We start from the raw sequence: 20,420 nt of genomic DNA on the forward strand, positions 1-20,420 counted from the left end.
TCTCCTGTGCGGGGGCGGAGTCAAGCGATTGGGAGTGACTATGGGTCCGATTGCGGGACCGTGCCTTCGCGCGGTGCGAGCAAGGCAGCGCGAGTGGACGCCAGAAGATAGACTATGATTACGCTCGAAGGAGCAGTCAGATCGGATGAGAGGATCGACAGCGCCGCTATCATCACTACGCTCAGCATGGCGCCACCAAAGACAATCGTGACACCCCATGAGCGGACCGGCCAGCCTCGGTTCCAATGCATTAGTGGTACCGGTAAGGCTCCGAAACCAGTGCTTATGAATATGCCGATCAGCGTCAGTATCGGGGTAAGGACCGTGAGGCTTACGCCGAGACCGGTGATCGGAATACCGATCGAATCGGCGCATACTGGGAAATATCGGCGGTCGAGATCAAGCGAGAGGCCGTGGATAATGCCGGGCACATAACTGAGCAGCGCTACGATGCCGAGAAGAAAGTACATCCAGCGATTTGCGGGTGTCCGAAACCATGGCCGCTCCGGTGCGCCGATCCGCAATGCCAGCACCAGCGCTGCGGTGGTGAGTGCGGCCGCAGCGACGGCGCTGCCGGCATTCATCAAAGCATAGTGCCAGCCGAACAATGCAAGGTACCGGTCACCCGCTGCGTGATCGACGCGTGCCGCCGGCGTGCACCATGCGTCGAACGCGGCGAACGCTTGCTCATAGGGTACCGTGTAGACCGGCAGGCTATGCCCATAGGCAGTCAGCGCGAGGCCGGTGACCGCCAACGCTACGCAGGCAAGCACCGTCACCCGAAAAGAAATTGACCGCATTGCCGCTCTCCTTCGAGGCGGCATTGCAACACTCGGTGCCGTCGGTAATGAGCGATCGATGAGCAAAGTCTGAGGCGCGCGAGCGCGCGGTCAGCCCGTCCCCTCAATAAACCCGCTTCTTCGGCTTGATATACTCGATCGCGTCGGTGAGCGTGTAATCATGCACCGGACGGTAATCGATGCCGGTCTTGCCGCCGGTACCACCCCAGCCGTCGAAGGTCGCGACGGTGTGCTTCATCCACTTCTTGTCGTCGCGCTCGGGGAAGTCCTCGTGCATATGGGCGCCGCGCGATTCCTTGCGGTTGGCGGCGCACTCCATCGTCACCACGGCCTGGCCGATCAGATTGTCGAGCTCGAGCGTCTCGACCAGATCGGTGTTCCAGATCAGCGAGCGATCGGTGATGCCGACATCCTGGAAGCTCTGATAGACCTTGCCGATCTTCTCGACGCCTTCGGCCAGCAGCGCGCTGTCGCGGAACACGGCGCAGTTGCGCTGCATCGTCTTCTGCATGTCGGCGCGAACCTGCGCGGTGGGCAACGAGCCCTTGGCGTTGCGGAAATGGTCAAGGCGGGTGAGCGAATATTCCTCGGAATTCGCCGGCAGCGTGTTGTGCGGCGTGCCGGGCTTGAGGATTTCCTTCAAGCGGAGACCCGTGGCGCGGCCGAACACGACCAGATCGATCAGCGAGTTCGAGCCGAGGCGATTGGCGCCGTGGACCGAGACGCAGGCAGCTTCACCGACCGCGAACAGGCCCGGGATGACCGCATCCGGATTGCCGTCCTTATTGTGGACGACCTCGCCGTGATAATTGGTCGGGATGCCGCCCATATTGTAATGGACCGTCGGTACCACCGGCAGCGGCTGGCGGGTCAGATCGACGCCGGCGAAGATCTTGCCGGTCTCGGTGATGCCGGGCAGCCGCTCGTGGAGGATCTTGGGGTCGATATGATTGAGGTGAAGGAAGATATGGTCCTTCTCCTTGCCGACGCCGCGGCCCTCGCGGATCTCCATCGCCATCGAGCGTGACACAACGTCGCGCGAAGCCAAGTCCTTCGCCGACGGAGCATAGCGCTCCATGAAGCGCTCGCCTTCGGAGTTGGTCAGGTAGCCGCCTTCGCCGCGCGCACCCTCGGTGATCAGCACGCCGGCGCCATAGATGCCGGTCGGGTGGAACTGGACGAACTCCATGTCCTGCAGCGCGATGCCGGCGCGCAGCGCCATGCCGTTGCCGTCGCCGGTGCAGGTGTGCGCCGAGGTCGCCGACTGATAGATGCGCCCGCCGCCGCCGGTGGCGAGCACCACCGCATGACTGCGGAAGCGATGGATCGAGCCGTCTTCCATGCACAGCGCGATGACGCCGCGGCAAACCCGTCCGTCCGGGCCATCCTCCATGATCAGGTCGAGCGCGAAATATTCGATGTAGAAATCTGCGTCGTACTTCAGGCTCTGCTGGTAGAGCGCGTGGAGCATGGCATGGCCGGTGCGGTCGGCCGCCGCGCAGGTGCGCTGCACCGGCGGGCCTTCGCCCATATTCTGCATATGGCCGCCGAACGGGCGCTGATAGATCGTGCCATTGTCGTTGCGGCTGAACGGCACGCCGGCATGTTCCAGCTCATAGACTGCGGCCGGCGCCTCGCGGACCATATACTCGATCGCGTCCTGATCGCCGAGCCAGTCCGAGCCCTTGACGGTGTCGTACATGTGCCACGACCAGTGATCGGGCGAGTTGTTGCCGAGGCTGGCGGCGATGCCGCCCTGCGCCGCCACGGTGTGGCTGCGCGTCGGGAACACCTTGGTGATGCACGCGGTCTTGAGACCCGCTTCGGCGCAGCCCATCGTCGCGCGCAGGCCGGAGCCCCCGGCGCCGACGACGACCGCGTCATAGGTGTGATCGATAATCTTGTAGGCGGACGACATCAGATCGCTCCGGCGGTGAACGCGGTCTTGAGGATCGCGAAGATCGCGGTCGTGGCGGCGGCGAGGGTGAAGAAGTTGAGCAGTACGAGGAACACGATCCGCGTCTCGTCATGCTGATAATCCTCGATCACGACCTGGAGACCCAGGCGGAAATGATAGAAGGTCGAGACGACGAGCAGGATCAGCGGCACCGCGACGGTGGTCTGGCTGGCCCAGCCATGGATCGTTTCCCAATCGTGCGCCGGCAGCAGCGCGATGCTGAGCACGAACCACAGGACGAGGATCAGGTTCGAGCCTGCGGTCAGCCGCTGGTGCCACCAGTGATGCGCGCCCTCATGCGCCGAGCCGAGCCCGCGCACGCGGCCGATTTCGGTTCCGTCACCCATTGCTCTTCTCCAGAATCCAGACCCAGAAGGCCGCCGTGGCGACGACCGAGAACACGAAGGTGACCATGGCCGTGGTCTTGTTGCCCTTCAGTTCGAAATTGGCGCCCTGATCGAGGAACAGGTGGCGCACGCCCGATGCCATGTGCTGGAAGAATGCCCAGGTCAGGCCGACGCCGACGATCCAGCCGATGGCGTTGAGCTTGCCCGAGCTGTAGGTGAACGGGTCGAGGAAGCCCGCATAGGCCGCCGGGCCCGAAGCGGTGGCGGTCAGCCACCATACGAACAGGATCGTGCCGAGCGTCGCCATGCCGGTGCCGGTGGCGCGGTGGATGATCGAGACCGCCATGCCGGGTCCCCATTTCCAGATCGTGAGGTGCGGCGAAAGCGGGCGCGCTTCGTTGCGGACGTTGGCCAAATGGCGTTCCTTTCGGGTCGTTGCCGCTTCCTTAGTCTGCCCTTCCGCCGATGCAAGCCGGGATGCTCGCCAGCTCGTCTTGGCTAACCGGGTCTTAACCAGTTCGGCGCATAGCTTTCCGCAACGGATCGAGTGGCTTGCCCGCTCGCGCGAAGGGAAACCCTGTGACGACTGCCGCCTCCATTGCCAGCCTGCCCGCGCCCGGCACCATGACCGCTCGCATCGACGTAAGCTCGCGCCTGCGCATTTTCGATTTCGAAGGCTCGCTGATCGCCAGCAGCCGCGAGGTGTGGAACACGCTCGAGCCCGAGATCCAGGCGGTCTCCGGCGCCTATTGGCAGCAATGGCTGCGCTGCTTCGCCGATGAGAGCAGTTGGGCCCCCGACGATACTCAGAAGATGATCGATGTCGGCGCGGTGTTCCTCAAGAATCGCTTCCTCGATACTTCGGGCACCGCCTGGGTCGAATCGATCGAGCGCTCGGTCGCCGCGGCCTATGCCAAGGATGTGCCGCCGATGGCGCTCCTGTCGATGATCAGCGCCAGCGATCGCGCCGCGCTGGAAGTGCTGATGCGCCGTGTCGGTACCGGCGATCCCAAGCTTCCCGTGCTGATCGACACGCTGATGCGGCTCTCGGCGCTCGAAGGCGACATCACCGTCGAAATCTACAACATGTACCGCGAATATGGCGCCCAGACCGCGCGCGACGTGCTCACCGCCGATTTCCGCGACTCGATCGGAGCCACCGTCGAGCGGGCATCGCGCGAAGGCGATGCGCTGCGCATCCAGGCCGTCCACACCTCGGCTTCGGCGCGTGGCATGCTTGGCAAGGCCAGCGAGGTTGCCGCCGCCGCCGAGCAATCGGCGGTTGCGATGCGCGAGGCGGCATCGACGGCGGCGGGCCTGATCCGGGCCATCGAGGACGCCCGCATGGAAGTCGAGGCCGCTGCCGAGATCGCCACCCGCGCGTCGGGACAGGCGGGGGCTGCGGTCGGCACCAGCGAGGCGCTTTCCGATCATGCCAAGTCGATCGAATCGATCCTCGGCCTGATCCGCGACATTGCCGGGCAGACCAATTTGCTCGCGCTCAACGCGACGATCGAGGCCGCCCGTGCCGGTGATGCCGGCCGTGGTTTCGCGGTGGTCGCGCAGGAAGTGAAAAGCCTCGCCAACCAGACCGCGCGCGCCACCGACGACATCGCCGCCAAGATCGCCGCGATCCAGTCGGCGACGCGCTCGACCGTCGAGACCAATGTCTCGATCCGCGAGACCGTCAGCGAAGTTCAGGAAAGCGCCCACCGCATCCGCAGCGCGATGGAGATCCAGGCGCAGACCGTGACCGCGATCACCGCCGCCGTCGATGAGACCGCGCTCGCCGCGGATTCGATGTCGGCGACGATCGGTGCGATCCGCGAGGACACCGAATCGGTTGCCAGCGAGATCGATCGGGTCGGACAGGGCTTCGCCGCCCTCGACGGCCAGCTCGCCAGCCTCAAGACCAGCGCCGGCGACTTCGTCGCCAAGGTCGCGGCGTAAGGGAGATTATAGATGATGGGTAAGCGCGAACCTGGGCATTGGACCGGCGGAAGCCGTTCGGTGGCCGATCATCGCCGCGAATATGACTGGGATGGCGCGATCGAGCCCGGCTGCCGCGAGATCTGCAAACTGGTCGGCACGCGTCAGCGCGAGATCGCCGAAGGCTTCTGGCGGCATTACAAGGCGCTGCCGGCGAGCGCACCGGTGCAAGGGATCCTCGATAATCCCGAAAGCTATGAAGAGCAGATCGCGCGGGGCACGATCTACGGCACGCTCAAGTTCGAGAAGCCGTTCAGCGAGGAATGGGTTGAGATGGTGTGCGGCTACGCCGCCGAGACCTATCGGGCCGGGATTCCGCTGCCGGCGGTGATCGCCGCCTTCTCCTATGCTCATAGCGAGACGATGCGCGTTCTGCGCGAGGAGCTGAAGGGCGATGCCGAGACGCTCGGCCGGCTCTGCGACGTCGTGCAGCGCATGGCGATGGCCGAGGCCGACCTGATGGCGGGTCATCTCGGCGCGCGCGACGCCGCCCAAGCCGACGAGGATCGCCGGGGCCGTTCGATCGCATTCCAGGCGAGCATCGCCGAATCGATCCAGAGCGCGACCGAAGCCGGCAACCGTATCCGTGTCCAGGCGCAGGGCGCGTCGAGCTCGGCGCGTGGCATGCTTGGCAAGGCCAGCGAGGTTGCCGCCGCCGCCGAGCAATCGGCGGTTGCGATGCGCGAGGCGGCATCGACGGCGGCGGGCCTGATCCGGGCCATCGAGGACGCCCGCATGGAAGTCGAGGCCGCTGCCGAGATCGCCACCCGCGCGTCGGGACAGGCGGGGGCTGCGGTCGGCACCAGCGAGGCGCTTTCCGATCATGCCAAGTCGATCGAATCGATCCTTGGCCTGATCCGCGACATTGCCGGGCAGACCAATTTGCTCGCGCTCAACGCGACGATCGAGGCCGCCCGTGCCGGTGATGCCGGCCGTGGTTTCGCGGTGGTCGCGCAGGAAGTGAAAAGCCTCGCCAACCAGACCGCGCGCGCCACCGACGACATCGCCGCCAAGATCGCCGCGATCCAGTCGGCGACGCGCTCGACCGTCGAGACCAATGTCTCGATCCGCGAGACCGTCAGCGAAGTTCAGGAAAGCGCCCACCGCATCCGCAGCGCGATGGAGATCCAGGCGCAGACCGTGACCGCGATCACCGCCGCCGTCGATGAGACCGCGCTCGCCGCGGATTCGATGTCGGCGACGATCGGTGCGATCCGCGAGGACACCAAATCGGTCACCAGCGAGATCGACACGCTCCAGCGCGACGTGACCGAAGTCGATGACAAGCTGCACCGCCTGCGCGACGCGGCGGACAGCTTCTCGAGCAGCGTGGCGGCTTAACCAACCCAGCGCTCCTGCGAAAGCGGGAGCCCAGGATCGCAATGGTAACGCCAATGGCCCTAGGCTCCCGCTTTCGCGGGAGCACGGGAGCGGCTAAGCGCAACCGATGGCCACCCATATCCTCCTGACTGGCAGCAGCCGCGGCATCGGCGCGGCGATCGCGGACTCCTTCGCGAACGATGACGTTCGCCTGATCGGTCACGGTACCAGCAGCGGCATCGCCGCCGATTTCGACAGCGCCGGCGGCGCCGGGTCGCTGTGGCAAAAGGCCCTCGATGCGCTCGATGGCCGCATCGACGTGCTGATCAACAATGCCGGCATCTTCGAAAGCAACCCGATCGCCCAAGACGATGCCGCCTGGGTCGCCAATTGGGAGCGGACAATGCGCGTCAATCTGACCGCCTCCGCCGAACTCTGCCGTCTCGCCATCCTCCATTGGCAGAAGGGAAAGCGCGGCGGCCGCATCGTCAACATGGCCAGCCGCGCCGCCTATCGCGGCGACTCGCCCGCGCACTGGCATTATGCCGCATCCAAGGCCGGCATGGTCGGCATGACCAAGTCGATCGCCCGCGGCTATGCGAGCGACGGCATCCTCGCCTTCGCGATCTGCCCCGGCTTCACCATGACCGGCATGGCCGAGGAATATCTCGCCAGCCGCGGCGGCGATAAATTGCTTGCCGACATTCCCTTGGGCCGCGTTGCCGAAACCGCTGAAGTCGCCACGCTGGCGCGCTTCTGCGCGCTGGAGGCGCCGCCATCGATGACCGGGTCGGTGCTCGACATCAACGGCGCGAGCTATGTGCGTTAATTTGCGCGGCTCCCGCCGTGCCGCGACAACAAGGATTCCGCGATGAGCAGCTGGAAGCTCACACTCCCCTGCACCCGCGACGAGGCCGAGGCGATCGACGCCGGCGAAATCGATCTCGATCCGGCACCGGTGCTGCTGACCAGCGAGACGATCGCCGACGATCCGGAAAGCTGGCAGCTCGAAGCCTATTTCGACGGCAAGCCCAATAGCGGCATGATCGATGCGGTCCGGCGGCTGGTGCCCAGTTCCGCGGCGGTGCGCGCGGCGCCCGAGAAAATTCGCGATCAGGACTGGGTGACGCTCAGCCAGTCGGGGATCGAGCCGGTCCATGCCGGGCGCTTCTATGTCCACACCGAAACCAACAAGGGCGTGGTGCCAGCTGGCGCCAAGGCGTACCGGATCGATGCCGGCCTCGCCTTCGGCACCGGCACCCATGAGACCACCTCAGGCTGCCTGATCGCGCTCGGCGACCTCGCCGCGGCGGGCAAGCGCTTCGACAATGTGGCAGATATCGGCACCGGCACCGGCCTGCTCGCCTTTGCCGCGATGCATCTTTGGCCGCGCGCCTATGCGACCGCATCGGATATCGATCCACGCTCGATCGACGTGACGGCGGAGAATGCCGGGTTGAACGGTGTGGCTCTGGGCGGCGGTCGCGGTGCGCTGTCGCTGGCGGTCGCGCCGGGCCTCGAACATCCGCTGCTGATCGGCCGCGCTCCCTATGATCTGATCCTCGCCAACATCCTCGCCGGCCCGCTCACCGAATTGGCGCCGACGATCGGCATGGCGCTGGCGGAGGGTGGGACGCTGGTGCTGGCTGGCCTGCTGCACTCGCAGGCCGAGACGGTGGCGCGCGCCTATCGCCGCCAGGGCCTGCGTCTGGTCGCCCGGATCGACCGCGGCGACTGGCCGACGCTGATTCTGGCAAAGCGCCACCGCTTCGGCGCGGATCGCGTGACGCGCATGAGCCGCGGCAAGGGCGAGGCGCCGGGGTTCGGAAGCTGGTGAGCTAAAGCTGCTCAGCCTCTGCCAGTAGCCGGCGAAGTACCGCCTTGCCTTCATCATCTAGAGGCAGATTAACCGCCAACGACTTGAGGCGGATGGCATCCAATGTTCGATCTCTGATCGGTATCGAGATGAAGTCGTCCCAATCCCACTGGCCGCTGTTGCCATCGAGAAAGTCACGCAGCGCGTTGGAAACTTGTCGAGGCGTGAGATCGGCGCGCCCCAAACCAGCGAGCCATTTCAGCACTTCGCATTCGCATATGCCTGCGTCCCCCGCGTGATCACGCGATCTTCCGGCAGGATCGTCGCGATCGGGATATCCGGCTGTGCGAGCAGCTCGCGATAGAGCGGCGCGAAATCGGTCTCGACGGTGACGCGGAGCAGCTCGTCGAAGTTCGGGATCACGAAATAATTCTGCTGGAAATCGTCGATCCGGTAATCGGTGCGCATCACCCGCCTGAGATCGAAGCCGATCCGGTTGGGGCTCGGATCCTCCAGCGCGAAGATGCTCTCGGCGAAGCTCGATACGATCCCCGAGCCGTAGATGCGCAGATCGCCCTCTTCCTCGATCAGCCCGAACTCGACCGTGTACCAGTAAAGCCGGCCGAGCTGCTTGAGCGCGCCCAGCTCCAGCGCGCGATTTCCGCCGCGGCCATAGGCTTCGAGATAGTCGGCGAACACCGGATCGGCGAGCATCGGCACATGCCCGAACACGTCGTGGAAGACGTCGGGCTCCTGGATATAGTCGAGCTGATCGGGGCGGCGGATGAAATTGCCGGCGACGAAGCGGCGATTGGCCATGTGATCGAAGAACACATCGTCGGGCACCAGACCCGGCACCGCGACGACCTGCCATCCGGTCAGCTTCATCAGCCGCTCGGACAATTGCTCGAAATTGGGGATGCCGCCGTTCGACAGCTTCAGCGCGTCGAGGCCCTTCAGATACGCCTTGCTCGCGCGGCCGGGGAGCAACTTCGCCTGACGCGCGTAGAGCGTATCCCAGGTGGCGTGTTCTTCGGCGGTGTATGCGTCCCAATTCTGCGGAATCGTCCAGTCGGCGGCCGAGCCTTCGGGAGGACGATCCAGTACGTGGGTGGTTTCAGCCATCGGCAAGGCATAGCATGATCGCGACAAGTACCAAATGATACGGATCATGACGCGAACCCTGGACAGGCTTTTGCCGAGCACCGCCGCCGAGCCGCCGCCCAAGCTGGCGATCGCGCTCGAATGGCCGCGCGCGGCGTGGACGCTGATGCGGCTGGCCGGGAGCAGCTGGGCGAAGGATTTGCCGCCCGGCGACGGCCGCCCGGTGCTGGTGCTGCCGGGATTGTTCAACACCGATCGCTCGAACACCGCGCTGCGGCACATGCTTCGCAAGCTCGGCTACCGCGCCTATGGCTGGGGGCTGAAGCGCAATCTCGGCGTGCGCACCGTCGGCAACGAGAATGAGCGGCTGATCGCGCGCATCGCCGCGATCCATGCCGAAACCGGCGAAAAGGTCACGCTGATCGGCATCTCATTGGGCGGGATCATGGCCCGGCTGGCGGCGCATCGGCATCCCGAGCTGGTCCGCGAAGTCATCACGATCAGCTCGCCCTTCGCCGGGCCGCCGACCGCGACCAATGTCTGGCGGCAGTTCGAATGGCTGACCGGCGAGAAGATCGGCGACGCGGCGGTGATCGCCCGGCGCGAGGAAGCGGGACGGCCTCTGCCCGTGCCGGCGACGGCGATCTGGAGCCGCAGCGATGGACTGGTCAACGGCCTGATCTGCCGCGAAGCCGAAGACGGCAATGCCCGTGCGATCGAGATCAGCAGCAGCCATTTGTTCGTGCAGATGAAGCCGGAAACGCTGCGCGCGGTGGCGCGAGTTTTGGCTGGTCGGGCATGCGCTCCTGTGGAAGCGGGAGCCTAGTCACGGGCGAGAAGGCTGGTGGTCCCGGGCTCCCGCTTTCGCTGGAGCACCAGGATCAATCGTCGCCGCGCCTGTGCTTGCGGTCCTGGCGCTGCTTTTCCTTGAGCTCGGCGTCTTTCCACCGGGCGTCCTCGTCGGCGGCGCGGCGCGCCTTGCCTTCGGCGGCTTCCTTCTTGCGCATCTTCTTGCCGTAATTGCGGTCGGCTTCGCTCTGGCTGGTCGTCGCCCAGTCGACGCCCTGACTGGCCGCCTTCACCGGCAGCGTCGCGACATCGACGAGTGTCTTGGCGATGCAGCCGCCCGCTAGCAGCGGCAAAGCCATGATCAGTGGTAACAAAATCTTGCGCATGTCAGCCCCTCACTTCGCGGGCGTCCGGAAGGACTCGCGCGCCTGGGCACCGATATAGGGGTAATCCGTGAAGAAACCGTCGACGCCCAAGCCGATGAAAAACCGGATTTCCTCGAGCAATCGGCCATGCTCGGCGGGGTCGGTTCCCGTGCGATAGGCGAGGTTGAGAAACGCGTTCTCGGCGCGGAAGGTCCAGGGATGGACCTTGAGGCCCGCGGCGTGCGCATCGGCGATCAGCGTCGTCGGCTTGTTGTCCGCGGCAAGAATCTGGGTCAGCTCGGGGCCAATGCCATAGGCGTAAGCCGCGATCTGCTTGAGCGCCGCTGGCTCGGCCATCTCGCGATAGGTGGCGTAGGAACCATCGGCGGGCGCGGTCGCCGGCTTGATCAGCTGGATCAGCCTTACCTTTGTTTTCTGGTGCAGCGCCTTGAGATTATTGACCTCGAACGACTGGATGAACACCGGCGCATCGGCGCGGTCCCAGCCCGCCTTCTTCAGCGCCGCGAGCAGCTTCGGCTCGATCGCCAGGCCCAAGGCCGCGAAATAGCTCGGGTGCTTGGTCTCGGGATAGATGCCGATCGTCCGTCCGCTCTCGGCGCCGGCGCGCTTTGCGAGGGCGATGACTTCCTCGAGCGTGGGGATCTCGGCCTGACCATTATATTGGGTGTTGGCCGGGCGCATCTGCGGCAGCCGCTCGATCGCGCGCAGCGTCTTCAATTCGGCGAGGGTGAAATCCTCGGTGAACCAGCCGGTTTCCTTGACCCCGTCGATCGTCTTGGTCGTCCGCCGCGCCGCGAATTCGGGATGCTGGGCGATGTCGGTGGTTTCGACGATATTGTTCTCGTGGCGAACGACGAGGTGCCCGTCTTTGGTTGGCACCAGATCGGGCTCGATATAGTCGGCACCCTGTTTGATCGCCAGCTCATAGGCCAGCAGCGTATGCTCGGGCCGCTCGCCGCTGGCGCCGCGATGGGCGATCACCAGCGGGCCGGTTTCCATTTTGTGCTCGGCAGTCGTCGCGCAGCCCCCCGCAGTCAGCCATGCCGCCATAATCAACGATCTCGCCAGTGCCCGCATCACGCGCTAGTCGATAGCGCATATCTGTGACGGGAGCGAGGCGAAGCGTGGCCGAAAACGACTGCGTGATCGCCACCGCGCGCTCCGCCGGCACGCCGCTCGATATCGGCACCGATCCCGCCAGTGGCATCAGCGCGATCGGCGTGGGCGGCTTCGTCAATCGTTACGATCCGCCGCGCCGCCTGCTGATCGTCGGAGCGGTTCAGATCGCCCAGTCGCTGACCGGCCTCGCCCGCGAGCTCGGGATAAAATGCACTGTCATCGATCCGCGCGGGAGATTTTTGACGCCCGCGCGTTTTCCTGATGTGACACTCGACGACCGCTGGCCCGACGAGGCCGTAACCGCCCTGAGACCCGACCGCGCCATTGAAGGCCCCGCCGGGCTCTATCCAGGCGTGATCGGCCCAGCCGAGATCGCCTTGTCGATCGCCGCCGCGATGGTACGGAGCTTCCATGGTCGAGCCTGAGAATGTCGCCCTGGTGCTGCTTGCCGCCGGCCGCTCACGGCGCTTCGACGGCGACAAGCTGAACGAGCAATTCCTCGACAAGCCGCTCGCCTACCATGTCGTCACCGCGCTCGCGAATATCCCTTTCTGCGCGCGGATCGCGGTGGTCTCTGACACCGGGCTCGACTTCGCGGCATTGGGATATGCGGTCGTCCAGAACCCCGATCCCTCGCTCGGCCAGGCAGGTTCGCTGTGCCACGGGGTGACGCGTGCGAAGGAATTGGGCTGCGACTATGTGCTGGTCGCGCTCGCCGACATGCCCCGCGTCACCGCCGCGCACATCATGCGGCTGTTCGATGCCGCGAACGGCCCCGACACGATCGTCGCTTCCAGCGACGGCGTCCGCCCGATGCCGCCGGCACTGTTCGGCAAGGACCGCTTCGACGAGCTGCTCGATCTCGACGGCGACGACGGCGCACGCGAACTGATCAAGGCCGGGCGGCATGTGGTGACCACCCCCGCCGAACTGGTCGATATCGACACCCGTGAGGATCTGGAGGAACTGCGCGCTCTCTACGGCCTGCCGACCGACGGCAAATGAAAAGCAAATCCTCCCCCGCTGGGGGAGGATTTAATCGTCACTCGTGCCGCAACGCATCGATCGGGTTGAGGCTCGCCGCCCGCCGCGCCGGGAAATAGCCGAACACCACGCCGATGATCGCCGAGATCGCGAAGGCGATGACGTTGATCTGCACATCGAACAGAAACGGCAATCCGCCCGCGATCGACAGCCCGATCACCGCCAGCTGCGCCAATAACAGCCCGATCACCCCGCCGAGCATCGCCAGCACCACCGCTTCGACCAGGAACTGCATCAGCACCTCGCTCGCCACCGCGCCGATCGCGAGGCGGATGCCGATCTCGCGGGTCCGCTCGGTCACCGACACCAGCATGATGTTCATGATGCCGATCCCGCCGACGATCAGGCTGATCCCCGCCACTGCCGCGACGATCTGGGTCAGCAGCGTCGTCGTGCCGGTCAGCGTGGCGCTGATCTGGGCCGTATCGAAAATGTTGAAATCATCCTGCTTGCCGCCCGAGATGTGGCGCCGTTCGCGCAACAGATCGGTGATCCCGGCCTGGACCTGGGCGCTGTCATAATCGGGATCGGTGCCGACCAGCATCAGCCGTATCTCGCGATTTCCCGTGAAGCGGCGCTGGACCTGCTTGATCGGCATGATCACGACATCGTCTTGATCGCCGCCGAACCCGGCCTGGCCGCGCGTCGAGAGGATGCCGATCACGTCGCACGAGATGCCGTTGATCCGCAGCCGCTGGCCGACCGCGTCGCCGCCGTTGAACAGGTTCTTGCGCACGGTGTTGCCGATCACGCACACGCCCTTGCCGGCCTGTTCCTCGGCCCGGTTCCAATAACGGCCATCGACCAAAGGCCAGGGCTGGACGCGGAAGAAGTCGAGCGTGGTGCCGTTGACCGTCGTCGTGGCGTTGGCGCCTTCGTGGATCGCGGTACCGCTGGCCTGGGCCTGCGGCGCCACCGCGGTGACGCCGGCGATCTGCTCGCGCACGGCCTGCACGTCCTGCTCGTCGAAATTGGCCGGCTGCGGCCCGCCGCCGCCGCGTCCGAACCCCTGGCCCGGGCGGACCTGGAGGATGTTGGTGCCGAGCGCCGAAATACTCTGCTGGACGGCGGCGGTGGTCGCCTTGCCGAGCGTGACCATCGTCACCACCGCGGCGACGCCGATGATGATGCCGAGCGCGGTCAGGATCGAACGGAGCTTGTGGCGCAGGATCGAGCGCAGCGCGAGCAGGAAGGTGGTACCGAACATCAGGCCGGCACCTTGTCATTGTGTTCGATCCGCTCGACCAGCCCGTCCTTGAAATGCACCAAAGTCCGCGCGAACGCCGCCATCTCCGGCTCGTGCGTCACCATCAGCACGGTGATGTTGCTGGTCTTGTTGAGGTCGGTGAGCAATTCCATGATCTCCACCGAACGCTCCGAATCGAGATTGCCGGTCGGCTCGTCCGCCAGCAGCACGTCGGGATTGGTGACGATCGCCCGCGCGATGGCGACGCGCTGCTGCTGCCCGCCCGAAAGCTCGGCCGGGGTATGATCCCACCATTTGTCGAGCCCGACCTTCTCCAACGCCGCCATCGCCATGTCGCGCCGCTGTGCCTTGGCATCGCCGCGATAGACGAGGGGCAGTTCCACATTCTCGAGCGCGGAGGTACGCGCCAGCAGGTTGAAACCCTGGAAGACGAAGCCGAGATATTTCCGCCGCATCAGCGCGCGCTGGTCGCGGCCCAATTGCTCGACATGAAAGCCCTTGAACAGGAACTGCCCCGCCGAAGGCACGTCGAGGCAACCGAGGATGTTCATCGTCGTCGACTTGCCCGAACCCGACGGGCCCATCACGGCGACGAAATCTCCCGCCGCTATATCGAGATCGATGCCCTTCAGCGCCTGGAACTGCGTCGCACCCTCGCCGTAAACCTTGGTGACGCCCTGCAGCCGGATCAGCGGCGGCTCATTGTCCGCCACGCTGACCTCCGCCCTGACTGCCTTGCGCCGAGCCGCCACCCTGGCCCGGGCTGCCGCCTTGGCCGCCCTGGCGCCGCTTGCCCGATCCGCTCTTGCCGCCGCTGTTCGCGGCAAGCTGCCCGGTGATGACCTTCATGCCGGGCTTGAGATCGCCCCCGGTCACTTCGGTCATGGTGCCGTTGGTTTCGCCGATGATGACCTTCACCGCCTGCGGCTTGCCGTCTTCGCCGAGCACATAGACGGTCTGTTCGCCGCCACTCGATACCGTGGAAGTGCTCTCGCGATTGCCACGGCGGCGCGGGCGGCTGGGGACCAACGAACCGGCGATGCCGCTCTTGCCGTCGCTCGCGCCCGCTCCATCGGTGGCGGCTGGCGTGAAGCGCAGCGCCGCATTGGGCACGAGCAGCACATCGGGCTTGGCCTTAGTGGTGATCTCGGCGGTCGCGGTCATGCCGGGACGCAGCTTGAGATCTTGGTTGGCCACGCTCAGCGTCGCGCCATAGGAGACGACCTGATTGGCGGTGGTCGTGCTGCTAGTCGCGCTGGCCGCGCTCGCGGTCAGGTTCGATCCGACATCGACGCGGGTGATCGTCGCCGGGAAGGTCTTGCCCGGAAAGGCGTCGACGGTGAAGGTCGCGGTCTGGCCCTGCTGGACCGAACCGACATCGGCTTCGTCGATCGACACCTGCAATTTCATCGCCGACAGATCCTCGGCGATCACGAACAGCACCGGCGCGTTGAGCGATGCGGCGACGGTCTGGCCCGGCTCGATCTGGCGGACCAGCACCACGCCGTTGACGGGCGAACGGATGACCGCCTTCGAACGCTGCGTCTGGTTGGACGACAGCGCGGCGCGTGCCGAGGCGACATTGGCCTGCGCCGCCCGCTGCGACGCGACCGCGCGCTGCACGGCGGCCCGCGCTTGCTCCATCTCGACCTTGGCGGGAACGCGCCCGCCCGACAGCCGGCTGACTTCCTCGAGCCGCGCCAATTGCGCCTGCGATTCCGAAACCGTCGCCGCTGCCTGTGCCACCTGCGCGATATTGGCGTTCAGCGCGGCGGCGCTTTGCGCGATCGCATCGTCGAGCCGCGAGGTGTCGAGCAATGCGATCGGCTGGCCCTTCACCACCCGGTCGTTGACGTCGGCGGTCACGCTGACCACCAGGCCCGAAAGTTCGGAGCCCACCGTCACCTGATTGGTCGGTGCCAGCTTGCCCGTCGCTGAGACGGTCACCGTCAAATTGCCGCGCGCAACCTCGGCGGTCGAATAGCGGACCTCGCTGGAGGTGCCGAACAGCTGCCAGCCCAGCAGCGCCAGCAGCAGTACGCCGGCTCCGATCAGCACCCATTTCAGGTAGCGACGCCACCATGGCACGGCGGGCGTGCCAAGGAATTCGTCGAGCTTCTTTGCGTCAGTTGCCATTTGCGGGAGCCTGTTCGGGAGCGGCCAAGGGAGCGATGGGCGTGACATTGCTGTCCCATCCGCCGCCCAGTGCGAGGTAGAGTGCGATCAGCGCAGTCGATTGGTCGGCCTGCGCCTGGGAAATGCCGTTGCGCGCCGAGAGCAGGCTGCTTTCGGCCTGGTTGAGCGTAGTGAAATCGGTGAGGCCCGATCGGTATTGCAACCGCGCCAGCAGCGTCTGGTTGTTGGCGGCATCGAGCGCGACGCGGAACTCGGCCTCGCGCGCCTGCGCCGAATGCAAAGCGACGATCGCATTCTCGATATCCTCGAGCGCTGCGAGCACCGTCTGCTTGTAGCTCAGGAACGCGCCGTCGGCGGCGGCCTCGGCCGAACGGACCTGGCTCTGGCGGCGCCCGCCGTCGAAGATCGTCTGGGCGATGTTGGCAAACAGCCGCCCGCTGATCGCATCGAAGATCGTCGATAGCGCCCCCCCGCCGCCATCGAGGCTGCCGCCGATCGAGAGCGATGGGTAAAGCTGCGCCGTCGCCACGCCGATATTCGCGGTGGCGGCGGCAAGACTGCGCTCGGCGGCGCGAACGTCGGGGCGGTGGCGCAGCGCATCGGCCGGGATGCCGGTCGCGACATTGGCCGGGCCGCGCGGGATCGGCCTGGCAGCCTCGAGCTCAGCCTTGAGCGCGCCCGGTGCCTGTCCGGTCAGCACGCCGAGGCGCGAGACGAAGCTGTTATAGCTGGCTTCCAGATTGGGAATCGACGCGGCGGTCTGCGCGCGGCTGGCCCGCGCCTGTTCCTGATCGAGCGAGGAAACCAGACCCGCCTGCACGCGGAAACCGGCGATCTCGAGATTGTCGTCTGAAATCGCAAGCGCATCGCGGGCGTTGGCGAGATTGGTTTGCGCCAGCCGCGCCAGCACATAATTGCGCGCGGTCTCGGCCTGCACCGAGATCAGCACCGCCGCATAGTCATACCCGCTCGCTTCATATCCGGCGCGAGAGGCTTCGACGCCGCGGCGCACGCCGCCGAACAGATCGACCTGATAGCTGGCGTCGCCGCCGATCGAGAAACTGGTGCCGCCACCGCCGGGCCCGGTGATCGCCTGGCTGTGCGAGGCGCCCGCCCCGGCGGTGATCGCCGGTAACAGGCTCGCGCGCGATTGGGCGAGCGACTCACGTGCCTGCCGCAGCCGGGTCACCGCCAACGCCACGTCGAGATTGTTGGCGCGGGCGCGATCGACCAGGCTTGCCAGCATCGGATCGTCGAATTTGGTCCACCAATGCGTCAGGTCTTCCTGGGCTTGGCTGTTGGCCTTGACCGAATAATTGTCCGGCACGCCCAGCTCGGCGGCGGCGCGCGGGCGATAGTCCGGCCCCGACGAGCAGGCGGCGAGCGGCATCGCAAGTGCGAGCGTCCAGGCGAGAGGGCGGTTAAGCATGACCTGCTAGATGGTTTCGCAAGCGGTTCTGTTCCACCAAAACATTGTCGCAGTTTGTCGCAGCGCTTGCGCTTGCGCGATTTGTCTCCGCGCTTCTATCAGGGGCGGGCAAGGAGAGCCCAATGTCTGACAGTGTCTATCCCGTTCCCGAAGAATGGGCGCGTAACGCGCGTGTAGACGCCGCCGGCTACGAGAAACTCCATGGTCGCAGCCTGGCCGATCCCGGCACTTTCTGGCTGGAACAGGCACGGCGGCTTGACTGGATCAAGCGGCCGGAGATCGCTGGCGATTGGTCGTTTGACGAAAACGACTTCCGCATAGAATGGTTCGCCGACGGCAAGCTCAACGTGTCGGCGAATTGCATCGATCGGCACTTGGCGAAGCGCGGTGATACGGTCGCGATCCTGTGGGAGCCCGATGAACCGTCGGAAGCGGCGCGCAGCTATACCTACCGCCAGCTGCATGCGGAGGTTTGCCGGTTCGCCAACGTCCTGAAGGGACAGGGTGTCCAGAAGGGCGACCGCGTCACGATCTACATGCCGATGATCCCCGAGGCGGCGTTCGCGTTGCTCGCCTGTGCGCGGATCGGCGCGATCCATTCGGTGGTGTTCGGCGGCTTCTCGCCCGAGGCGCTGGCCGGGCGGATCACCGATTGCGACAGCGGCGTCGTGATCACCGCCGACGAGGGCCGGCGCGGGGGCAAGAAGGTGCCGCTCAAGGCCAATGTCGATATGGCGGCCAAGCACGCCCCGGCGCTTGAGAAGGTGATCGTGGTCCGCGCGACCGGCGGCGATGTCGCGATGCAGCCCGGCCGCGACGTCTGGTATCACGAGGCCGCCGCCGCGGTCTCCGCCGATTGCCCACCCGAGCTGATGGGCGCCGAAGACCCTTTGTTCATCCTCTACACCTCGGGATCGACCGGCAAACCCAAGGGCGTGCTCCACTCGTCGGCCGGCTATCTGCTATGGGCGAGCTACACCCACGAGCTGGTCTTCGATTACCGCCCCGGCCAGATCTACTGGTGCGCCGCCGATATCGGGTGGGTCACCGGTCACAGCTACATCGTCTACGGTCCGCTCGCCAATGGCGGCACCACGCTGATGTACGAAGGCGTCCCCAACTGGCCCGATGCCAGCCGCATCTGGCAGGTGGTCGATCGCCACCAAGTCGAGATACTCTACACCGCCCCCACGGCGCTGCGCGCGCTGATGCGCGAGGGCGATCAGTACGTCACCGCCACCTCGCGCAAGAGCCTCAAGCTGCTCGGCACCGTCGGCGAGCCGATCAATCCCGAGGCATGGCGCTGGTATCACGAGGTCGTCGGCTCGGGGGCCTGCCCGATCGTCGATACCTGGTGGCAGACCGAGACCGGCGGCCAGATGATTAGCCCGCTGCCGGGTGCCACCGCGCTCAAGCCCGGCTCGGCGACGCTGCCATTGCCCGGTATCGATCCCCAGATCGTCGATGCCGAGGGCAACGTCCTGCACGGCGCCACCGAGGGCAATCTCTGCATCGCCCGCTCCTGGCCCGGCCAGATGCGCACCGTCTGGGGCGATCACGCCCGCTTCTTCCAGACCTATTTCAGCACCTATCCCGGCAAATATTTCACCGGCGACGGCTGCCGGCGCGACGAGGACGGCTATTACTGGATCACCGGCCGCGTCGACGACGTCATCAACGTCAGCGGCCACCGCATGGGCACCGCCGAGGTCGAGAGCGCGCTTGTCCTGCACCCCAAGGTCGCCGAAGCCGCGGTCGTCGGCATGCCGCACGACATCAAGGGGCAGGGCATCTATGCCTATGTGACGCTCAACACCGGCATCGGTTCGTCCGAAGCGCTGCGCAAGGAACTGCGCGACTGGGTCCGCACCGAGATCGGCCCGATCGCCACCCCCGACGCGCTGCAGTTCGCGCCCGGCCTGCCCAAGACCCGCTCGGGCAAGATCATGCGCCGCATCCTCCGCAAGATCGCCGAGGGCGACGTCTCCTCGCTCGGCGACACTTCCACCCTCGCCGACCCCGCCGTCGTCGACGATCTGGTCGCCAACCGCGTGACATGAGCAATATGCGCCTCCGCATCGTCGAGGGCGACATCACCCGTCTCCGCGTCGATGCGATCGTCAATGCTGCCAATTCCTCACTGCTCGGGGGCGGCGGCGTCGATGGCGCGATCCACCGTGCCGCCGGCCCCGAACTGCTCGACGAGTGCCGCAAGCTGCGCTCGCTCGGTGGCTGCAAGACCGGTGATGCCAAGCTGACCAAGGGCTACCGCCTGCCCGCCGGGCATATCATCCATACCGTGGGGCCGGTCTGGCAAGGCGGGGGCAATGGCGAACTGGAACTCCTCGCCTCCTGCTATCGCCGCTGCTTCGAGATCGCCCGAGCGCAAGGGTTCCGCACGCTGGCCTTCCCGGCGATCAGCTGCGGGGTCTATGGCTATCCTGTCGCGGCCGCGACGGCGGTCGCGGTCGCCGAGGCCCGCATTGCGCTGGCAGCCGACCCCGCGCTTGAAGTGACTTTCGCGACCTTCGGTGCCGAAATCACCGATGCGTACAAGAGCGAGCTCGCCATCTGAATCCCGATTGCGGCTGGCATGTAAACACGATCAAGATCCTGCTGCTCGCGGGCAGCGCTTTGTTGTCATCCACAGCGCTGGCGCAGACCGCGCCGAACGGGCCGCGCTTTGGCAGCTTCGGCGTCGATCTTAGCGCCAGGGGCCCCAGCATCAAGCCGGGCGACGATTTCTGGGCCTATGCCAATGGCGGCTGGGACAAGCGCACCGACTTCCCGGCGGACCGCGCCGCGATCGCGTGAATATCTGGTAAGCCGTACGGCTTCGATTTTCGGGGCGTCGCATCGAAGGATGCGGCGTCCCTTTTCTGTGCTTCTTCCCCGGCCGAGGCCCGTTCGGACCGCCGCAGCGGATGCCGCGCTACCGCAACCGCTCCCACCGGGCTGGCCTTCTGGGGGCAAGCCT

21 protein-coding genes and 1 pseudogene are annotated in these 20,420 nt (G+C 65.9%); 10 read left to right on the top strand and 12 right to left on the bottom strand.

Going from position 1 to position 20,420, the window contains the following annotated elements; all coding sequences use genetic code 11:
- Positions 1–38 precede the first annotated feature (38 nt).
- From KF730_RS01530 to sdhC, 4 genes are all read right to left on the bottom strand, one after another.
- Positions 39–800, bottom strand: coding sequence for a hypothetical protein (locus tag KF730_RS01530; protein WP_294091767.1), 762 nt, complete (start codon positions 798–800; stop codon positions 39–41).
- 103 nt (positions 801–903) lie between these two features.
- The gene (gene sdhA, locus KF730_RS01535; RefSeq protein ID WP_294091768.1) at positions 904–2,718 is read right to left on the bottom strand and encodes a succinate dehydrogenase flavoprotein subunit; all 1,815 of its coding nucleotides are present in this window, start codon (positions 2,716–2,718) and stop codon (positions 904–906) included.
- Positions 2,718–3,104: a succinate dehydrogenase, hydrophobic membrane anchor protein gene (gene sdhD / locus KF730_RS01540; protein ID WP_294091769.1), complete on the bottom strand. Its 387-nt coding sequence runs from the start codon at positions 3,102–3,104 to the stop codon at positions 2,718–2,720. The genes sdhA and sdhD overlap by 1 nt, the downstream gene beginning before the upstream one ends.
- The gene (gene sdhC / locus KF730_RS01545; RefSeq protein ID WP_294091770.1) at positions 3,097–3,519 is read right to left on the bottom strand and encodes a succinate dehydrogenase, cytochrome b556 subunit; all 423 of its coding nucleotides are present in this window, start codon (positions 3,517–3,519) and stop codon (positions 3,097–3,099) included. The genes sdhD and sdhC overlap by 8 nt, the downstream gene beginning before the upstream one ends.
- Before the next feature lie 209 nt (positions 3,520–3,728).
- Between sdhC and KF730_RS01550 the strand changes: the two genes are divergently transcribed.
- The 4 genes from KF730_RS01550 to KF730_RS01565 all read left to right on the top strand — a co-directional run bounded on the left by KF730_RS01550 (position 3,729) and on the right by KF730_RS01565 (position 8,250).
- Complete coding sequence (locus KF730_RS01550) at positions 3,729–5,054, top strand: methyl-accepting chemotaxis protein (RefSeq protein ID WP_294095639.1); 1,326 nt, start codon at positions 3,729–3,731, stop codon at positions 5,052–5,054.
- Between the two features lie 15 nt (positions 5,055–5,069).
- Positions 5,070–6,434, top strand: a complete 1,365-nt coding sequence (locus KF730_RS01555) for a methyl-accepting chemotaxis protein (protein ID WP_294095641.1) — start codon at positions 5,070–5,072, stop codon at positions 6,432–6,434.
- 106 nt (positions 6,435–6,540) lie between these two features.
- Entirely contained in the window at positions 6,541–7,242 is a 702-nt protein-coding gene (locus KF730_RS01560) for an SDR family NAD(P)-dependent oxidoreductase (protein WP_294091771.1), read from the top strand.
- 42 nt (positions 7,243–7,284) lie between these two features.
- Entirely contained in the window at positions 7,285–8,250 is a 966-nt protein-coding gene (locus KF730_RS01565; protein ID WP_294091772.1) for a 50S ribosomal protein L11 methyltransferase, read from the top strand.
- Position 8,251: 1 nt separating this feature from the next.
- Here the strand turns inward: KF730_RS01565 and KF730_RS01570 are convergent, their stop codons facing one another.
- On the bottom strand, positions 8,252–8,494 hold the full coding sequence (locus KF730_RS01570; protein ID WP_294091773.1) for a hypothetical protein: 243 nt from the start codon (positions 8,492–8,494) through the stop codon (positions 8,252–8,254).
- The gene (phhA, locus tag KF730_RS01575) at positions 8,488–9,354 is read right to left on the bottom strand and encodes a phenylalanine 4-monooxygenase (protein WP_294091774.1); all 867 of its coding nucleotides are present in this window, start codon (positions 9,352–9,354) and stop codon (positions 8,488–8,490) included. Before phhA ends, KF730_RS01570 begins: the two co-directional genes overlap by 7 nt.
- 46 nt (positions 9,355–9,400) lie before the next feature.
- Between phhA and KF730_RS01580 the strand changes: the two genes are divergently transcribed.
- Positions 9,401–10,159 carry an alpha/beta fold hydrolase gene (locus tag KF730_RS01580; RefSeq protein WP_294091775.1) on the top strand — a complete coding sequence of 253 codons (759 nt, stop codon included), beginning with the start codon at positions 9,401–9,403 and terminating at the stop codon, positions 10,157–10,159.
- A gap of 55 nt (positions 10,160–10,214) precedes the next feature.
- On the opposite strand, the gene KF730_RS01585 is transcribed toward KF730_RS01580, so the two are convergent.
- A complete protein-coding gene (locus KF730_RS01585) occupies positions 10,215–10,508 on the bottom strand; it encodes a hypothetical protein (protein WP_294091776.1) in 294 nt (97 codons plus the stop codon).
- A gap of 9 nt (positions 10,509–10,517) precedes the next feature.
- Positions 10,518–11,558: a glycerophosphodiester phosphodiesterase gene (locus KF730_RS01590; RefSeq protein ID WP_294091777.1), complete on the bottom strand. Its 1,041-nt coding sequence runs from the start codon at positions 11,556–11,558 to the stop codon at positions 10,518–10,520.
- 104 nt (positions 11,559–11,662) lie between these two features.
- Here KF730_RS01590 and KF730_RS01595 point away from each other — a divergent pair.
- Together KF730_RS01595 and KF730_RS01600 are read left to right on the top strand one after the other, a co-directional pair.
- A pseudogene (locus tag KF730_RS01595) lies at positions 11,663–12,052 on the top strand (XdhC family protein); the annotation flags it as partial.
- Positions 12,039–12,632: a nucleotidyltransferase family protein gene (locus KF730_RS01600; protein WP_294091778.1), complete on the top strand. Its 594-nt coding sequence runs from the start codon at positions 12,039–12,041 to the stop codon at positions 12,630–12,632. The pseudogene KF730_RS01595 and the gene KF730_RS01600, both read left to right, overlap by 14 nt.
- 37 nt (positions 12,633–12,669) lie before the next feature.
- On the opposite strand, the gene KF730_RS01605 is transcribed toward KF730_RS01600, so the two are convergent.
- Genes KF730_RS01605 through KF730_RS01620 form a run of 4 tightly spaced genes read right to left on the bottom strand, consistent with a single transcriptional unit; the run spans position 12,670 to position 17,443 of the window.
- Positions 12,670–13,878 carry an ABC transporter permease gene (locus KF730_RS01605; protein ID WP_294091779.1) on the bottom strand — a complete coding sequence of 403 codons (1,209 nt, stop codon included), beginning with the start codon at positions 13,876–13,878 and terminating at the stop codon, positions 12,670–12,672.
- On the bottom strand, positions 13,878–14,591 hold the full coding sequence (locus KF730_RS01610; RefSeq protein ID WP_294091780.1) for an ABC transporter ATP-binding protein: 714 nt from the start codon (positions 14,589–14,591) through the stop codon (positions 13,878–13,880). The genes KF730_RS01605 and KF730_RS01610 overlap by 1 nt, the downstream gene beginning before the upstream one ends.
- Positions 14,578–16,014, bottom strand: a complete 1,437-nt coding sequence (locus KF730_RS01615) for an efflux RND transporter periplasmic adaptor subunit (RefSeq protein ID WP_294091781.1) — start codon at positions 16,012–16,014, stop codon at positions 14,578–14,580. Before KF730_RS01615 ends, KF730_RS01610 begins: the two co-directional genes overlap by 14 nt.
- Complete coding sequence (locus tag KF730_RS01620) at positions 16,004–17,443, bottom strand: efflux transporter outer membrane subunit (RefSeq protein ID WP_294091783.1); 1,440 nt, start codon at positions 17,441–17,443, stop codon at positions 16,004–16,006. Before KF730_RS01620 ends, KF730_RS01615 begins: the two co-directional genes overlap by 11 nt.
- 122 nt (positions 17,444–17,565) lie before the next feature.
- Between KF730_RS01620 and acs the strand changes: the two genes are divergently transcribed.
- Genes acs through KF730_RS01635 form a run of 3 tightly spaced genes read left to right on the top strand, consistent with a single transcriptional unit; the run spans position 17,566 to position 20,257 of the window.
- Positions 17,566–19,503 (top strand): acetate--CoA ligase, encoded by a 1,938-nt coding sequence (acs, locus tag KF730_RS01625; protein ID WP_294091785.1) that lies wholly within the window; start codon positions 17,566–17,568, stop codon positions 19,501–19,503.
- A 5-nt stretch (positions 19,504–19,508) separates the two neighbouring features.
- The gene (locus tag KF730_RS01630) at positions 19,509–20,018 is read left to right on the top strand and encodes an O-acetyl-ADP-ribose deacetylase (protein ID WP_294091787.1); all 510 of its coding nucleotides are present in this window, start codon (positions 19,509–19,511) and stop codon (positions 20,016–20,018) included.
- Between the two features lie 59 nt (positions 20,019–20,077).
- Positions 20,078–20,257 carry a hypothetical protein gene (locus KF730_RS01635; RefSeq protein ID WP_294091788.1) on the top strand — a complete coding sequence of 60 codons (180 nt, stop codon included), beginning with the start codon at positions 20,078–20,080 and terminating at the stop codon, positions 20,255–20,257.
- Positions 20,258–20,420: the final 163 nt, after the last annotated feature.

Origin of the sequence: Sphingomonas sp. (genome assembly GCF_019635515.1) — a bacterium.
In the GTDB taxonomy this organism is placed as follows: Bacteria; Pseudomonadota; Alphaproteobacteria; order Sphingomonadales; family Sphingomonadaceae; genus Sphingomonas.

Excerpts from the sequence above, each read along its gene's own strand:
- KF730_RS01550 (WP_294095639.1), top strand. The coding sequence starts at position 3,729 with ATGACCGCTCGCATCGACGTAAGCTCGCGCCTGCGCATTTTCGATTTC.
- KF730_RS01585 (WP_294091776.1), bottom strand. The coding sequence starts at position 10,508 with ATGCGCAAGATTTTGTTACCACTGATCATGGCTTTGCCGCTGCTAGCG.
- KF730_RS01555 (WP_294095641.1), top strand. The coding sequence starts at position 5,070 with ATGGGTAAGCGCGAACCTGGGCATTGGACCGGCGGAAGCCGTTCGGTG.
- KF730_RS01620 (WP_294091783.1), bottom strand. The coding sequence starts at position 17,443 with ATGCTTAACCGCCCTCTCGCCTGGACGCTCGCACTTGCGATGCCGCTC.
- KF730_RS01630 (WP_294091787.1), top strand. The coding sequence starts at position 19,509 with ATGCGCCTCCGCATCGTCGAGGGCGACATCACCCGTCTCCGCGTCGAT.
- KF730_RS01580 (WP_294091775.1), top strand. The coding sequence starts at position 9,401 with ATGACGCGAACCCTGGACAGGCTTTTGCCGAGCACCGCCGCCGAGCCG.
- KF730_RS01590 (WP_294091777.1), bottom strand. The coding sequence starts at position 11,558 with ATGGCGGCATGGCTGACTGCGGGGGGCTGCGCGACGACTGCCGAGCAC.
- KF730_RS01530 (WP_294091767.1), bottom strand. The coding sequence starts at position 800 with ATGCGGTCAATTTCTTTTCGGGTGACGGTGCTTGCCTGCGTAGCGTTG.
- acs (WP_294091785.1), top strand. The coding sequence starts at position 17,566 with ATGTCTGACAGTGTCTATCCCGTTCCCGAAGAATGGGCGCGTAACGCG.
- KF730_RS01565 (WP_294091772.1), top strand. The coding sequence starts at position 7,285 with ATGAGCAGCTGGAAGCTCACACTCCCCTGCACCCGCGACGAGGCCGAG.
- KF730_RS01560 (WP_294091771.1), top strand. The coding sequence starts at position 6,541 with ATGGCCACCCATATCCTCCTGACTGGCAGCAGCCGCGGCATCGGCGCG.
- sdhA (WP_294091768.1), bottom strand. The coding sequence starts at position 2,718 with ATGTCGTCCGCCTACAAGATTATCGATCACACCTATGACGCGGTCGTC.
- KF730_RS01605 (WP_294091779.1), bottom strand. The coding sequence starts at position 13,878 with ATGTTCGGTACCACCTTCCTGCTCGCGCTGCGCTCGATCCTGCGCCAC.
- KF730_RS01600 (WP_294091778.1), top strand. The coding sequence starts at position 12,039 with ATGGTCGAGCCTGAGAATGTCGCCCTGGTGCTGCTTGCCGCCGGCCGC.
- KF730_RS01615 (WP_294091781.1), bottom strand. The coding sequence starts at position 16,014 with ATGGCAACTGACGCAAAGAAGCTCGACGAATTCCTTGGCACGCCCGCC.
- sdhD (WP_294091769.1), bottom strand. The coding sequence starts at position 3,104 with ATGGGTGACGGAACCGAAATCGGCCGCGTGCGCGGGCTCGGCTCGGCG.
- phhA (WP_294091774.1), bottom strand. The coding sequence starts at position 9,354 with ATGGCTGAAACCACCCACGTACTGGATCGTCCTCCCGAAGGCTCGGCC.